Source organism: Streptomyces sp. NPDC015345 (assembly GCF_043078805.1).
Classification (GTDB): Bacteria; Actinomycetota; Actinomycetes; order Streptomycetales; family Streptomycetaceae; genus Streptomyces.
This window is the reverse complement of record NZ_JBIBTX010000002.1, coordinates 113,615-127,919: the sequence shown is the minus strand read 5'-3', so window position 1 is coordinate 127,919 and position 14,305 is coordinate 113,615. Positions and strand designations below refer to the sequence as shown.

The 14,305-nt window shown below is 70.6% G+C and carries 11 protein-coding genes and 1 pseudogene; 8 read left to right on the top strand and 4 right to left on the bottom strand.

What is annotated here, in order from left to right; all coding sequences use genetic code 11:
- Positions 1–60: 60 nt before the first annotated feature.
- Together ACF062_RS06955 and ACF062_RS06950 are read right to left on the bottom strand one after the other, a co-directional pair.
- On the bottom strand, positions 61–1,446 hold the full coding sequence (locus ACF062_RS06955; protein ID WP_392136723.1) for a M16 family metallopeptidase: 1,386 nt from the start codon (positions 1,444–1,446) through the stop codon (positions 61–63).
- On the bottom strand, positions 1,443–2,807 hold the full coding sequence (locus ACF062_RS06950) for a M16 family metallopeptidase (protein WP_392136721.1): 1,365 nt from the start codon (positions 2,805–2,807) through the stop codon (positions 1,443–1,445). The genes ACF062_RS06955 and ACF062_RS06950 overlap by 4 nt, the downstream gene beginning before the upstream one ends.
- A 236-nt stretch (positions 2,808–3,043) precedes the next feature.
- On the opposite strand from ACF062_RS06950, the gene ACF062_RS06945 reads away from it, so the two are divergent.
- Positions 3,044–5,497, top strand: a complete 2,454-nt coding sequence (locus ACF062_RS06945) for a DNA topoisomerase (ATP-hydrolyzing) subunit A (RefSeq protein WP_223777204.1) — start codon at positions 3,044–3,046, stop codon at positions 5,495–5,497.
- A gap of 6 nt (positions 5,498–5,503) precedes the next feature.
- Here ACF062_RS06945 and ACF062_RS06940 read toward each other — a convergent pair whose 3' ends face one another.
- Positions 5,504–6,655: a CobW family GTP-binding protein gene (locus tag ACF062_RS06940; protein ID WP_392136719.1), complete on the bottom strand. Its 1,152-nt coding sequence runs from the start codon at positions 6,653–6,655 to the stop codon at positions 5,504–5,506.
- Positions 6,656–7,000: 345 nt separating this feature from the next.
- Between ACF062_RS06940 and ACF062_RS06935 the strand changes: the two genes are divergently transcribed.
- From ACF062_RS06935 to ACF062_RS06920, 4 genes and pseudogenes are all read left to right on the top strand, one after another.
- On the top strand, positions 7,001–7,576 hold the full coding sequence (locus ACF062_RS06935; protein WP_392136718.1) for a DUF6082 family protein: 576 nt from the start codon (positions 7,001–7,003) through the stop codon (positions 7,574–7,576).
- A gap of 92 nt (positions 7,577–7,668) precedes the next feature.
- On the top strand, positions 7,669–7,905 hold the full coding sequence (locus tag ACF062_RS06930; RefSeq protein WP_223777201.1) for a hypothetical protein: 237 nt from the start codon (positions 7,669–7,671) through the stop codon (positions 7,903–7,905).
- 128 nt (positions 7,906–8,033) lie between these two features.
- On the top strand, positions 8,034–8,306 hold the full coding sequence (locus ACF062_RS06925) for a hypothetical protein (RefSeq protein ID WP_392136716.1): 273 nt from the start codon (positions 8,034–8,036) through the stop codon (positions 8,304–8,306).
- 254 nt (positions 8,307–8,560) lie between these two features.
- A pseudogene (locus tag ACF062_RS06920) lies at positions 8,561–8,695 on the top strand (hypothetical protein); the annotation flags it as partial.
- Between the two features lie 49 nt (positions 8,696–8,744).
- On the opposite strand, the gene ACF062_RS06915 reads toward ACF062_RS06920, so the two are convergent.
- Positions 8,745–9,929 carry a citrate synthase/methylcitrate synthase gene (locus ACF062_RS06915; protein ID WP_392136715.1) on the bottom strand — a complete coding sequence of 395 codons (1,185 nt, stop codon included), beginning with the start codon at positions 9,927–9,929 and terminating at the stop codon, positions 8,745–8,747.
- Between the two features lie 130 nt (positions 9,930–10,059).
- Here ACF062_RS06915 and ACF062_RS06910 point away from each other — a divergent pair, with 130 nt between their 5' ends.
- The 3 genes from ACF062_RS06910 (at position 10,060) to ACF062_RS06900 (ending at position 14,276) form a co-directional block, all read left to right on the top strand.
- Positions 10,060–11,340, top strand: coding sequence for a citrate synthase (locus tag ACF062_RS06910; protein WP_392136714.1), 1,281 nt, complete (start codon positions 10,060–10,062; stop codon positions 11,338–11,340).
- Between the two features lie 449 nt (positions 11,341–11,789).
- Positions 11,790–13,334 carry an MFS transporter gene (locus ACF062_RS06905; protein WP_392136713.1) on the top strand — a complete coding sequence of 515 codons (1,545 nt, stop codon included), beginning with the start codon at positions 11,790–11,792 and terminating at the stop codon, positions 13,332–13,334.
- Between the two features lie 36 nt (positions 13,335–13,370).
- The gene (locus tag ACF062_RS06900) at positions 13,371–14,276 is read left to right on the top strand and encodes a sucrase ferredoxin (RefSeq protein WP_392136711.1); all 906 of its coding nucleotides are present in this window, start codon (positions 13,371–13,373) and stop codon (positions 14,274–14,276) included.
- Positions 14,277–14,305 lie beyond the last annotated feature (29 nt).

Sequence of the window (14,305 nt, the reverse complement as noted above, 5' to 3'; positions counted from 1 at the left end):
GAGTACGCGACCCCGGCCACCGAAACGGTCGCCGGGGTCCCGATATGTCCTGACTGCCGCTCAGCCGGCGACCACACTCACCTCGCCGATGCCGAGCGCCCTGACGGGCTCCTCGATCTCCGCGGCGTCCCCGACGAGGATCGTCACCAGGTGGTCCTCCGGGAAGGCGCTCACGACGGCCGCGGTGGCCTCCACGGTGCCGGTCGCGGCCAACTGCCGGTAGAGCCGCGCCTGGAAGTCGTCCGGGAGGTTCTGCTCGACCTGGTCGGCGAGCGTGGCGGCCACGGAGGCGGCCATCTCGTACTTGAGCGGGGCCACGCCCACCAGGTTCTGCACCGCCACGTCGCGCTCGGCGTCGGTCAGGCCCTCGGCTGCGAGGGTGCGCAGGACCGTCCAGAGGTCCTCCAGCGCGGGCCCCGTGGAGGCGGTGTCGACGGAGCCGCTGATGGCGAGCATCGCGGCGCCCGTGCCGTCCGGTGCGGAGCGCAGGACCTGGCTGAACGCCCGTACGCCGTAGGTGTAGCCCTTCTCCTCGCGCAGGACGCGGTCCAGGCGGGAGGTGAGGGTTCCGCCCAGGCAGTACGTGCCGAGGACCTGGGCCGGCCAGATCCGGTCGTGCCGGTCCGGGCCGATGCGGCCGATCAGAAGCTGCGTCTGGACGGCTCCGGGGCGGTCCACGATGACGACACGGCCCGTGTCGTCCGCGGTGATCGCGGGCATCGGGCGGGGCTCGGCGGTGCCGCCCTTCCAGGTGCCGACGGTGTCCGCGAGGACGGCGTCCAGGTCGGTGCCCGCGAGGTCGCCGACGACCACCAGGGTGGACGTGGCGGGACGGACGTGCGCCTCGTAGAAGGCGCGCACCGCGGCCGCGTCGATGGCCTTGACCGTCTCCTCGGTGCCCTGGCGGGGCCGCGACATGCGCGAACTCGCCGGGAACAGCTGCCTGGAGAGCTCCTTGGCCGCGCGGCGTGCCGGATTGGCCGCCTCATGCGGGATCTCGTCCAGGCGGTTGCGTACGAGGCGCTCGATCTCGCTGTCCGCGAAGGCCGGGGCCCTCAGGGCGTCGGAGAGCAGGCCGAGCGCCTTGGGGAGGCGGGAGACCGGGACTTCGAGGGAGACGCGGACGCCGGGGTGGTCGGCGTGCGCGTCCATGGTGGCGCCGCACCGGTCGAGCTCGGCGGCGAACTCCTCCGCCGAGTGCTTGTCGGTGCCTTCGTTGAAGGCCCTCGCCATGATCGTGGCGACGCCGTCGAGGCCCTTCGGCTCGGCGTCCAGGGGCGCCTCCAGGTGGACCTCCACGGCGACGACCTGCTGGCCGGGGCGGTCACAGCGCAGCACCGTGAGGCCGTTGGGCAGCGCGCCGCGCTCTGGGGCGGGGAAGGCCCACGGCTTGGCCGTGCCGGCCTGGGGCTGGGGGTGGAACTGCATCGTCGCGGCCTCGGTCACTTCGCCGCCTCCTCTTCCTCTGCGGTCTCGGCGGCGGCCTCGGCGGCCTCGTCCTCGGTGGACACCGGTTCGTAGACGAGCACCGCGCGGTTGTCCGGGCGCAGGCGGGCCTTGGCGACCTCCTGGACCTCCTCGGCGGTGACGTCGAGCACGCGCTGCACCGCGGTGAGAGCGAGCTGCGGGTCGCCGAACAGGACCGCGTACCGGCACAGTTCGTCCGCGCGGCCCGCGACCGTGCCGAGACGGTCGAGCCACTCCCGCTCCAGCTGGGCCTGGGCGCGCTCCATCTCCTCCGGGGTGGGGCCCTCCGCGGCGAAGCGGGCCAACTCCTCGTCGACGGCGGCCTCGATGACCGGGACCTCGACGTCGCCGGACGTCTTCACGTCCAGCCAGCCGAGCGAGGGGGCACCGGCGAGGCGCAGCAGGCCGAATCCGGCGGCGACGGCGGTGCGGTCGCGGCGCACGAGCCGGTTGTAGAGCCGGGAGGAGTCGCCGCTGCCGAGGACGGTGAGGGCGAGGTCGGCCGCGTCGCACGCGCGCGTGCCGTCCTCCGGGAGGCGGTAGGCGGCCATGAGGGCGCGGGCCGGCACATCCTCCTCGATGACCTCGCGCAGCTCTTTGCCGATGCGCTCCGGGAGGGAGCCGTCACGCGGCGGCTGCTTGCCGTCGTGCGAGGGGATCGACCCGAAGTACTTCTCGACCCAGGCGAGCGTCTGCTCGGGGTCGATGTCGCCGACGACCGACAGGACGGCGTTGTTGGGCGCGTAGTACGTGCGGAAGAACGCGCGGGCGTCTTCCAGGGTGGCCGCGTCCAGGTCGGCCATGGAGCCGATCGGCGTGTGGTGGTAGGGGTGCCCCTCCGGATAGGAGAGGGCGGTCAGCTTCTCGAAGGCCGTGCCGTACGGGACGTTGTCGTAGCGCTGGCGGCGTTCGTTCTTGACGACGTCGCGCTGGTTCTCCATGGACTCCTCGTCGAGCGCGGAGAGCAGCGAGCCCATCCGGTCGGCCTCCAGCCACAGGGCCAGCTCCAACTGATGGGCGGGCATCGTCTCGAAGTAGTTGGTGCGCTCGAAGCTGGTCGTGCCGTTGAGGGAGCCGCCCGCCCCCTGGACCAGTTCGAAGTGGCCGTTGCCGTGCACCTGCTTCGAGCCCTGGAACATCAGGTGCTCGAAGAGGTGGGCCAGGCCGGTCCGCCCCTTGACCTCGTGGCGGGAGCCGACGTCGTACCAGAGGCAGACCGCGGCGACCGGGGTCAGGTGGTCCTCGGAGAGCACCACGCGCAGGCCGTTGGCCAGCCGGTGCTCGGTCGCTGTCAGGCCGCCGGAGCCGGCCTCGGCTGTGGCCGTGTGACCCATGGGCATGTACGTCCCTTCGATCGCTGGATCGTCGTGATCATCGCTGGGTTCAGAACAATTGCTGCCAGTCCTGCCACTGTATGCAAGCGTGCGGACACCTGACGAAGTTCCCGGTCCGCCCTCGGCGTAGTCGCGGGGGTGACGCCGCCGTCGGCACGGGGCGTGGTCGGCGTTGTCAGTGGGACAGTCCACAATGGTCGGCGTCAGATCCCGCACTTGTTGGTGAAGGAGCCGCAGCAGCGATGGCCCGCCGCAGCACGAAGACCCCGCCGCCCGACGACTCGTTCGAGGAGAAGATCCTCGACATCGACGTCGTCGACGAGATGCAGGGCTCCTTCCTCGAGTACGCGTATTCGGTCATCTACTCCCGGGCCCTGCCGGACGCCCGCGACGGCATGAAGCCGGTGCACCGCAGGATCGTCTATCAGATGAACGAGATGGGCCTGCGCCCCGACCGCGGCTATGTGAAGTGCGCCCGTGTCGTCGGTGAGGTCATGGGTAAGTTGCACCCCCACGGCGACGCGTCGATCTACGACGCGCTGGTGCGCATGGCCCAGCCCTTCTCGATGCGCCTCCCGCTCGTGGACGGCCACGGCAACTTCGGCTCGCTCGGCAACGACGACCCGCCGGCCGCCATGCGGTACACCGAGTGCAAGATGGCCGACGCCACCTCCCTCATGACGGAATCGATCGACGAGAACACCGTCGACTTCGAGCCGAACTACGACGGCCAGGAGATGGAGCCGTCCGCCCTCCCGGCGGCCTACCCGAACCTCCTGGTCAACGGCGCGTCGGGCATCGCGGTCGGCATGGCGACGAACATGCCGCCGCACAACCTCGGCGAGGTCATCGCCGCCGCGCGCCACCTGATCAAGCACCCGGGGGCCGACCTCGAGACGCTGATGAAGTACGTGCCGGGCCCCGACCTGCCCACGGGCGGCAAGATCGTCGGCCTGACCGGCATCAAGGACGCGTACGAATCGGGCCGCGGCTCCTTCAAGATCCGCGCGACGGTCGCCGTGGAGAACGTGACGGCGCGCCGCAAGGGCCTGGTCGTCACCGAACTGCCTTTCTCCGTAGGCCCCGAAAAGGTCATCTCCAAGATCAAGGACCTGGTCGGCGCGAAGAAGCTCCAGGGCATCGCCGACGTCAAGGACCTCACCGACCGCTCGCACGGCCTGCGCCTGGTCATCGAGATCAAGAACGGCTTCGTCCCGGAGGCCGTCCTGGAGCAGCTGTACAAGCTGACGCCGATGGAGGAGTCCTTCGGCATCAACAACGTCGCGCTGGTCGACGGACAGCCCCTCACGCTCGGCCTCAAGGAGCTCCTGGAGGTCTACCTCGACCACCGGTTCGACGTGGTGCGCCGCCGCAGCGAGTTCCGCCGCGGCAAGAAGCGCGACCGCCTGCACCTGGTCGAGGGCCTCCTGGTCGCCCTTCTGGACATCGACGAGGTCATCCGCCTCATCCGCTCCAGTGAGAACTCCGCGCAGGCCAAGGAGCGACTCATCGAGCGCTTCTCGCTGAGCGACATCCAGACGCAGTACATCCTCGACACCCCGCTGCGCCGTCTCACCAAGTACGACCGCATCGAGCTGGAGTCCGAGCGCGACAAGCTCAACGGCGAGATCGACGAGCTGACCGGCATCCTGGACTCGGACGCCGAGCTGCGCAAGCTGGTCTCCTCCGAACTGGCCGCCGTCGCCAAGAAGTTCGGCACGGACCGGCGCACGGTGCTCCTGGAGTCGGCGGGCTCCCCGGCCGCCACGGTCTCGCTCCAGGTCGCGGACGACCCGTGCCGCGTACTCCTGTCATCGACCGGCCTGCTGGCCCGTACGGCCAACGGCGAGCCCTTCGGTGACGGCGAGACCAAGCGCGTCAAGCACGACGCGATCGTCTCGGCGGTGCCGGCCACGGCGCGCGGCGAGGTGGGCGCGGTCACGTCCGAGGGGCGGCTGCTGCGGCTCTCCGTAGTGGACCTCCCGCAGCTCCCGGAGACGATGGGCGCGCCCAACCTCTCCGGAGGGGCGCCCGTCTCCGAGCTGCTTCCGCTGACGAAGGACGAGAAGCTGATCTGCCTGATGACGCTCGATGAGTCATCGCCGGGTCTGGCGCTCGGCACCGCCCAGGGCGTGGTCAAGCGCGTGGTGCCCGACTATCCCTCCAACAAGGAGGAGCTGGAGGTCATCACCCTGAAGGACGGTGACCGGATCGTGGGCGCGGCCGAGCTGCGCACCGGCGAGGAGGATCTCGTCTTCATCACGGACGACGCCCAGCTGCTGCGCTACCAGGCCTCTCAGGTGCGCCCGCAGGGCCGTCCAGCGGGCGGCATGACGGGCATCAAGCTCGCCGATGGCGCGAAGGTCATCTCCTTCACGGCGGTGGACCCGGCGGTGGACGCGGTCGTCTTCACGGTGGCGGGCTCGCGCGGCACGCTCGACGACTCGGTGCAGACGACGGCCAAGCTCACGCCGTTCGACCAGTACCCGCGCAAGGGGCGTGCCACGGGCGGTGTGCGCGTCCAGCGGTTCCTGAAGGGCGAGGACTGCCTGAGCTTCGCCTGGGCGGGCCCGACGCCGCCGCACGCGGCCCAGCGCAATGGCGCACCGGCCGAGCTGCCGGACATCGACCCGCGCCGTGACGGTTCGGGCGTATCGCTGGCGAAGCCGGTGGCGGCGGTGGCCGGCCCGGTGTAGCCGCGGTCAGCCGGCGGGCTCGGCGTCGGGTTCGCCGGTGTCCGGTTCATCGCCGTCCGGCTCGTCGGCGTCGGGCTCGTCGGCGTCCGGCTCCTGGACGTACCGCAGTACGCCCCACATGCCGTGCTCATCGGCCTGTGGCGCGTACTCACGACAGGCCTCCAGCTCCTTCTCCAGGGCGGGTACGTCGATGTCCGACCCGATGAGGACGAGCTGGGTCAGGCGCGGCTCGCCCGGAGCCCACGGCTCCGGGTAGAAGCGCAGAAAGCGCCCGACGGCGTGCACCGCGTACCGGTTCGCCGGGTCGGAGGGGCCGAAATCGACGTACCCCTTGATGCGGTAGAGGCCCTCCGGCCTGCTGTCCAGGAGGGCCATCAAGGGGCGGGGCCCCATGGGCGCCTCGGAGACGAAGGAGAGGCTTTCGTAGGCGGAGTGCGGGTGGCCGTGGTGGCGGCAGCCGTCGGACGGTTCCACCTGGTCGCGAGGCTCGTCATCGCCGCGCAGATCCCCCTCGTCCCGCAGATCGTCGAAGGAGAGCTGCCCGACCCGCTCCCCCACCGGCGCACGGTCGAAGAACAGCTCCACGTCCACGCGGCCGAAGGAGGCCGCGACGACAGCCGCGCGGCCGGCGAGCCCGCGGACGACGCCGAGGACGCGCTCGTGCTCCTCGCGCGGCACCCGGTCGGCCTTGTTGACCACGACGAGATCGGCGACGCCGAGATGCCGGTCCACCTCGGGATGCCGCTCCCTCGTGGCATCGAACTCGGCGGCGTCCACCACCTCGACGAGCCCCCCGTACACGATGTGCGGGTTCTCGCTGGCGAGCAGCATCTTCACGAGCTCCTGCGGCTCCGCGAGGCCGCTCGCCTCGATGACGATCACATCGATCCCGGCGGAGGGCCGGGCGAGCCGCTCCAGGTACTCGTCGAGCTCGCTCGCGTCCACGGCACAGCACAGGCAGCCGTTGCCGAGGGAGACGGTCGAGTCGCCGAGCTGCCCCGCGACCGACATCGCGTCGATCTCGATCGAGCCGAAGTCGTTGACGATCGCCCCGATCCGGCTGCCACCGCTGCGGTGCAGCAGATGGTTGAGCAGGGTGGTCTTACCGGAACCGAGGAATCCGGCGAGGACGATGACCGGGATCTGCTGCTTGTTCAACCGTGGGCCCCTCGTACCGGCGTTCGTACGGGTCGCGGCGAGCCCGTACACAGGATGCGGGCCGCTGCGGTTCCCCGCGAAGAGTGAAGACCGTCCCAGGATATGTGCGCCCGGACGTGCCGCGAAGTGAACGATTGTTAGCGGCGCTCGCGGGGCACACATTGGGCACGGCGCCGGGATGTGCGACCACCCCTTCCTTCCGTGCGCCTCCTCTCCGCCTCCCCGCCGATCAGAGCCGCTCGGCACCCTGGGAGACGGCAAGCGCACCGCCCACCGCTCGCCGGTCCGCTCCCTGTCGCCCCGCACCCGACGACCGGCGGACGGTCGCCTGATTCGGGGGTTGACATGGCCACACAGATTTCATGGACATGGGGGGTGGGCTCGGCAGCGGTTGCCGGGCTCGCGTTCGCGACCGGGACGTTTGCATGGCACCGGACACGGCAGCGCAGGCAGGCGGCATGCACGGCGGAACGCGAACGCCTCGCGTCCGAGCGCGACCTCGCGGCAACCGAAGCGCAGCGCCGGAACAACGCGCTCACCGAACAGCATCGGCTGCACTTCGACTTGCTGTGCAAAGCCATGGGGGACGCCACACTGGCCGCCGTCCTGGACACCTACGAGGGAGATGTACCCCCCGAAAGACAGCGGCAATTCCTCTTCGCGAACGCGCTGTACATCAACGCCCTGCATGCGCACCGCATCGGCGCCATGACGCTCGGAGAACTGCACGGACACCTTCGGGTGATGTGCCAGAACCCGCTCTTCCGGCACTACTGGGATGCCACGCGCCACCACCGGGCAAGCCTGGACCGCTCCTCTGACGAGGCCAAGCTGGGCAGGATGATGGACCGTCTGGACAGGGAATTGCAGGAGGCCGACACCGACGAGTGGTGGGTGGTGGGTGAACCTCCTGCCGAGTAGGTCCAGTTGGATGACGACGCACCCATCCCGGCGACATCAAGGGCTAACCTGTCTCCGCCCTTACTCCCTATCGCCCAAGGACCGGGATCCCCTTGAAGATCGTGCGCCGCATCGGCGCGTCGCCCCGTGAGCGGGGCAGCGCAACCGGCCAGACCTGTCCCGACATCTTCGAACTCAGCGACGGCAACTTCGCCGTCATCGGGACGGACAGGACCGAGGCGCTCGACGGCAAACTGCCGGCCGATGCTGCACGTGCCGCCTATGAGCGCATCGTCGTCATCAGCCGGGACACCCTCATCCGAGCCAAGGTCGACATCCCCGAGACCTGAGCCGCCCGAGCCAGCCGTCGTGCCGCACCCGGTAATCCGACGGAGCATCGCCATCGCACAACGTGAGCGACCCCTCACTGCCCGACATATCCACCGTCATTTCCTGCCTGCCCGCAAGGAGCCGCAGAATGGCCGTACGTCTTGGGCGCAAGAGCGCCCTGGAACTCTCCATGTACCGCCGGATAGGCGTCGCCCCGCACCAGCGGGGCAGCCTCTCGGGCGAGACGTGTCCCGACATCTTCGAACTCGATGACGGGGACTTCGCCGTCATCGGCACCGACGCGACCGACGAGCTCACGAGTTCCTTGCCGCCCGACTGCGCCCGCGGGGCCCACCAGCGCATCGTCGCCATCACCCGCCAGACGCTCACCATGGCCAGGCGCGACATTCCCGGCGCGTGACGAGCCGCAGCCCTCTCGGGCCCGGTCCCCACAGGGGCCGGGCCCGTCTCCCGTGCCCGGCCACAGGAGGAATTCCACAGATCCGGGGCGAGAATTGATGGCACGTCAGCCAACGGGGCGTTCCGCCCTTTCGGCGGGCCCAGAACCTCTTCGCGAATTTGACGTCCAATCACTACGTACTCGCGCACAGCTGGGGCAGTCACTCCGAATCCGACCTGATCGCCCACGCCTAGGACCCGCTCAACAGCACGGCGTTCCGTCGCTACTGGAACGCGACGCGGGCCCACAAGGCCGCACTTCCCCCGGAGAGCGCTGAGGGGCGGGTGTTCCGGGCCTTCGAGCAGGCCCTGGCGGACCGCCAACGGGCCACAGCGTCGCCCGGTCCGTGACCGTCGGCCCACCCGACCGCCGGCGCCGACCGTTGGGCCGGAAAAGTGCCTACGGCGCCGACGACACCGACGGCACCGGGACCGGCGGCGCCTCCCCCACGTACCGCGCCGCCGGGCGAATGATCTTCGAGTCCCGCGCCTGCTCCAGGACGTTGGCGCTCCAGCCCACCACGCGCGCGGAAGCGAACGTCGGCGTGAACATCTCGCGCGGCAGCCCGCACAGTTCCATGACGACCCCGGCGTAGAACTCCACGTTCGTGTGCAGCTCACGCCCCGGCTTCAGCTCCGCCAGGATCGCCTCGACCTGCCGCTCGACCTCGACGGCGAACTCCACCATGGGCCCGCCGAATTGGCGCGCGACGCACCGCAGCATGCGTGAGCGCGGATCCTCGGTGCGATAGACAGGGTGCCCGAAGCCCATGATGCGCTCTCCCGCGAGGACACGTGCACGGATCCATCCGTCGATGCGGTCGGGGGTCCCGATCGCATCGAGGGTGTCGAGGGCGCGGCTCGGAGCCCCACCGTGCAGCGGCCCCGACAGCGCACCCACGGCGCCCACCAGACACGCCGCGACATCCGCCCCGGTGGACGTGATGACCCGGGCCGTGAACGTCGACGCGTTGAAGCCATGATCAATGGTTGAGATCAAGTACTGCTCGACCGCGCGGGCGCGGGCGGCGTCCGGCTCGGAACCGGTGAGCATGTAGAGGTAGTTGGCGGCGTACGAGAGGTCGTCCCTCGGTTCCACCGGTTCCAGGCCCTGGCCGAGCCGGTACAGCGCGGTGAGCAGCGTCGGTACGACGGCGGCCGCGGCCAGCGCGTCGGCGCGCCGCTGGTCCTCGTCGATGTCGTACACCGGACGGAAGCCCTTCGCCGCCCCGAAGAGCGACAGGGCGGTGCGCAGCCCGGAGAGCGGCCCCGACAGCGCACTGGCGCGGGCGATGGCGGGCAGCGCGGCGTGCACCTCTTCGGGGAGGTGGCGCAGCGCCGCGGTGCGCGCGGCGAAGCCGGAGCGCTGCCCGGCGTCCGGTAGCTCGCCGTGGAGCATCAGGTGCCACACGTCCTCGAAGCTGCGGCTCTGCGCGAGCTCGACGGCCGAGTACTGGCGGTAGTGGTAGAAGCCCTCGTATCCCCTCACGTCTCCGAGTCGGGTCTCGGTGACCACGACACCCGCGAGTCCACGTGGGACCTCGACAGGCTCGTTGGGGGTGGCGGTGGAGCCATTGATCGGCATGTTCTTCCTCGACTTCCTCCCTGGACTTGATTCGACTGTCCATGCTTGACTAAACAGCTGTCAATATTGATCTCCTCAATTAGAATCAATATTCAGATGCAGGTGTCGAGATGCGGATACGGTGTCGCCCATGACGGATCAAGGAACCGCGCACGACGGTCGACGGCGGCTAAGCACCAAGGAAGCCGCCGAGTTGCTCGGTGTGAAGCCCGAGACCGTGTACGCGTACGTGAGTCGAGGTCAGCTCAGCAGCCGCCGCGGAGCGGGGGCACGCGGCAGCACGTTCGACCCCGGGGAGGTCGAGGCCCTGGCCCGCAGGAACAGACGGGAACCAGCCGCCTCGACCAGCGCCGACGCACTCTCCGTACGCACCCGCATCACGCTCATCGACGACGACCGCTACTACTTCCGTGGTGTTGACGCCACGGAGCTCGCGCTGGCGCACTCCTACGAAGAGGTCGCCGAGTGGCTGTGGACCGGCGTCCTGCGCCCCGGCATCGGCTTCACCGCCCCGAGGGAGACCGTCTCCGCGGCCCGCCGGGCCGTCAGCGCCCTGCCCGAGCACAGCGGGCCGACGGACCGGCTGCGCGTAGCGGCCATCGCCGCCGGGGCCGCCGACCCGCTCCGCTTCGACCTCTCCGAAGAGGCGGTCATCGGCACCGCGCGCACCCTGATCCCCACGCTCGTCGCGGCCCTCCCCCCGGTGCTCCCCGGGCACCGGGACGAGGGTCCCCTGGCTCGGCGCCTGTGGGCCCGGCTGAGCGGTCTCGACCCCGACGAGGCATCGCTGCACGCCCTGGACATGGCGCTCGCGCTGCTCGTCGACCACGACCTCGCCGCGTCGACGCTCGCCGTACGCGTCGCCGCCTCAGCACGCGCCCACCCCTACGCGGCGGTGTCGGCGGGCCTCGGCGTACTGGAGGGCCCGCTGCACGGCGCCGCCAGCGGCCTCGCCCACCGCATGCTGCTCGACGTGCTCGACCGGGGCAGCGCGGCCCCTGTGGTGGCCGACGAACTCCGCGCGGGCCGCCGCATCCCCGGCCTCGGCCACCGCCTCTACCGGGGCGAGGACCCGCGGGCACAGGCGCTGTTCGGCCTCTTGGAGATGTTGCCGAAGGCGGGCCCCGCCGTCGCCGCGGCCCGCGACGTGGTCGCCACCGCCGCGCGCCACACGGACCTGCACGCCAACGTCGACCTCGCCCTGGCCGTCCTGACCGCCTCCTCCGGGATGTCGGCGGAGGCGGGCGAGACGATCTTCGCGGTGGCCCGCACGGCGGGCTGGATGGCGCATGCCCTGGAGGAGTACGACGAGCGGCCGCTGCGCATGCGCCCCAGCGGGCAGTACGTCGGACTGCGCCCACCGCAGCCGCCGCCCGCCCCGGCTTCGCCCTCCGGGCAGGCCCCGTTCTGACCAGCGGCCCCTAGGTACTGGAGAGACTGGGGTTCTGCCGCCGACGCGGTACTCGATGTGCCGACGCGATATCTGATGTACGGAGACCCCGAGGGTGTCGTACCGTTGAGAAGTTGCTGTGCCGTAGACGTTGCTGTGCCGTAGACGTTGCTGTGCCGTAGACGTTGCTGTGCCGTAGACGTCGGCGCCGGCGGCAGACTCCTTGTTCCTTCTGTGGCGATCTAGAGGTGTTTTTTATCCCCCAGGCCCGGTAGCGGTCCGCAGTTCCCCCACGTGCCGAGTGTTCGCACGTGTGCGGGGGCGGACTCGCGTTGGCCTGAGTTGCGTCGCCCACCCCTGTATGTCGTTTCCGGGTGCAGCTCTGCCGTCTGCCCCGGGTTTCGCGGTTTCCGGCCCCGGCGCGGCTGACTGCTGAGCTCCCCGATTCCTTTGGATCAGGAGTCCCACCAGTGTCTTCCCCCGCGCTCGGCAACGAGCCGCAGCACACCACCGAGCCCCCGGCACACACTCCGTCGGATCGCCCGCCGAAGGTGGCCCTGGCTGCCCGGATCGCCCTCGTGGTGCTCCTGGTCGCCGAGCTCATGGACATCCTCGACCAGTCGGTCGTGCTGACCGCCCTGCCCGCGATCCAGGGGTCGACCGGAGCCGGTCCGGCCGCGGTGCAGTGGCTGACCGCCGGTTACTCGCTGATGGTCGCCGTCGGGCTGATCACCGGCGGACGTCTCGGCGACCTCCACGGCCGGCGCAGGGTCCTTCTTGTCGGCACCATCGTGTTCACCGTGGCCTCGCTGCTGTGTGGCCTGGCCACCGGCCCCGGTGTGCTGATCGCCGCCCGCGTGCTCCAGGGTGCCGGAGTGGCCCTGATGATCCCGCAGGTCCTGGCCACCCTCCACGTCACCTTCGACGGCGAGAACCGCAGCAAAGCCTTCGGGCTCTACGGAGCCGTCCTCTCGCTCGCCAACGTCCTGGGACCGGTCCTGGGCGGCCTGCTCACCGAGGCCGACCTGCTCGGACTGTCCTGGCGGCCGATCTTCCTGATCAACGTGCCCGTCGGCCTCGCCGTGCTCATCCTGGGGCGCAGGTTCATCCCCGAATCGACCGCACACAGGAACGCACACAAGACCGTGCACAAGGCCGCGCAGAAGACCAGGCACAAGGCCGCGCACAAGACCGACCGGCTCGACCTCAGCGGCATGGCGCTGTCCGCCCTGGCCATCGTCCTGATCCTCTTCCCGCTCACCGAGGGCCGCACCCACCACTGGCCGCTGTGGTGCTTCGCCATGCTCGCCGCGGGTCTCCTCGTCCTCGGCGTCTTCCTGCGCCACCAGCAGCGCAAGCAGGACCGTGCCCCGCTCGTGACCCTGTCCCTCTTCCGGGACAGGCAGTTCTCCGGCGGCCTGTCCGCGCAGCTGATGCTCGGCCTGCTGTGCGGCCTGTTCTTCATGACGTGGACGCTCTACCTCCAGCGCGGCCTGGGCATGAGCCCCTTCCACGCGGCCCTGGCGTTCGTGCTGCTCGCCCTCGGGGAACTGGCCGGTGCGACGATCGCGGCGAAGAGTGCCGGGCGCTTCGGGCGCCGGTTGCCCCAGGCCGGAGCCCTGATCGCGCTCTCCTCGATGGCCGCCTACGGACTCGAGATCGGCAGCCGACAGGCCGACCTGACCCTCCTCACGATGACCGCCCCGGTGGTACTGATCGGGTTCGGCCTCGGCATGGTCGGCGGCTCGCTCGCCGACATGGCGCTCGCCGAGGTCCCGCACGAGAACGCCGGTTCCGCCTCGGGTCTGTTCAACACTGCCATGCACCTGGGCATCGCCCTCGGCACCGCGCTGACCGCCCTCGTGTTCTTCGCCGCCACCAACGGCTCACCCGACGGCGCGCTCAACCGCGACGCGTTCACCAGCGTGCTGTGGTGGGTCGGCGGCGCCCTCGCCCTGATGTGGGCCCTGATGTTCTGCCTGCCCAAGCAAGCGAACGGCGAGGAGCAGGAGTGAACAGCCCTCCCCCGCGCGCAGGTTAGGCTCGCCTACGTGAGTACGTGTGCGACCGCCTCGCGGAACCTGGACGAGCCTCTTGCGGGGACAGCGGCAACCGCCAGGACATGGCTCCTGGTGGAGCAGCCGGGCCCCTGGGGCGCGAAGGCGCTGACGTCCAGCCATCTCGACCCGGAGATCGGCCGCGCCCTGGAGAGGGCCGCCGAAGGCACGGGCGTGCGCGTCGCGCTGATCCGCCGCCCCGGACGCCACGCGGACTGCCATGCTCCGACCCGGCACCGGGTGTACGTGGCGCACACCGTCCCCGGCCGCACGTGGCTGCGCTCCGAGGTGACGGACGACCCGAGGCGCTTGCTGGACCTCGACTTCGCGGCTCTCGGCGCGGGCGACCACGGCGGCTTCGGCACCCCGCACACGGGCGCCCCGCTCGCGCTCGTCTGCACCAACGGCAAGCGCGACCGCTGCTGCGCCCTGCTCGGCCGACCGCTCGCCGCCGAGCTCGCGGCCGCCGGTGAAGAGGGAGCCTGGGAGATCACTCATCTGGGTGGTCACCGTTTCTCGCCCACGCTGTTGGTGCTCCCGTACGGCTACGCGTACGGGAGGGCCGGGACGCACGCCGTCAAGGAGATCCTCGAAGCGGTGCGCGAGGGCCGGGTGATCAGCGAGGGCTGCCGGGGGAACTCCGCGTGGGAGCGCCCCGCCCAGGCCGCCGAGCTGGCGGTGCGGACGGCGACGGGCGAGGACGGCGCCGGGGCCCTGACCGTCGTCGGGACGGACGGCGCGGCCCCGCGCTGGGAGGTAGCCGTGGCACACACTGATGGCCGCCGGTGGCAGGTCACCGTGGAACAGGGCGCCTCGCAGCCGCCCCGCCCGGAGAGCTGCGGTGCGGCTCTGAAGTCCCCGGCGCGGATGGACGTGGTGGCGGTACGCCCGGTCCCGTAGAGCGCAGGCACCCCTGGTCCCGTAGGGGC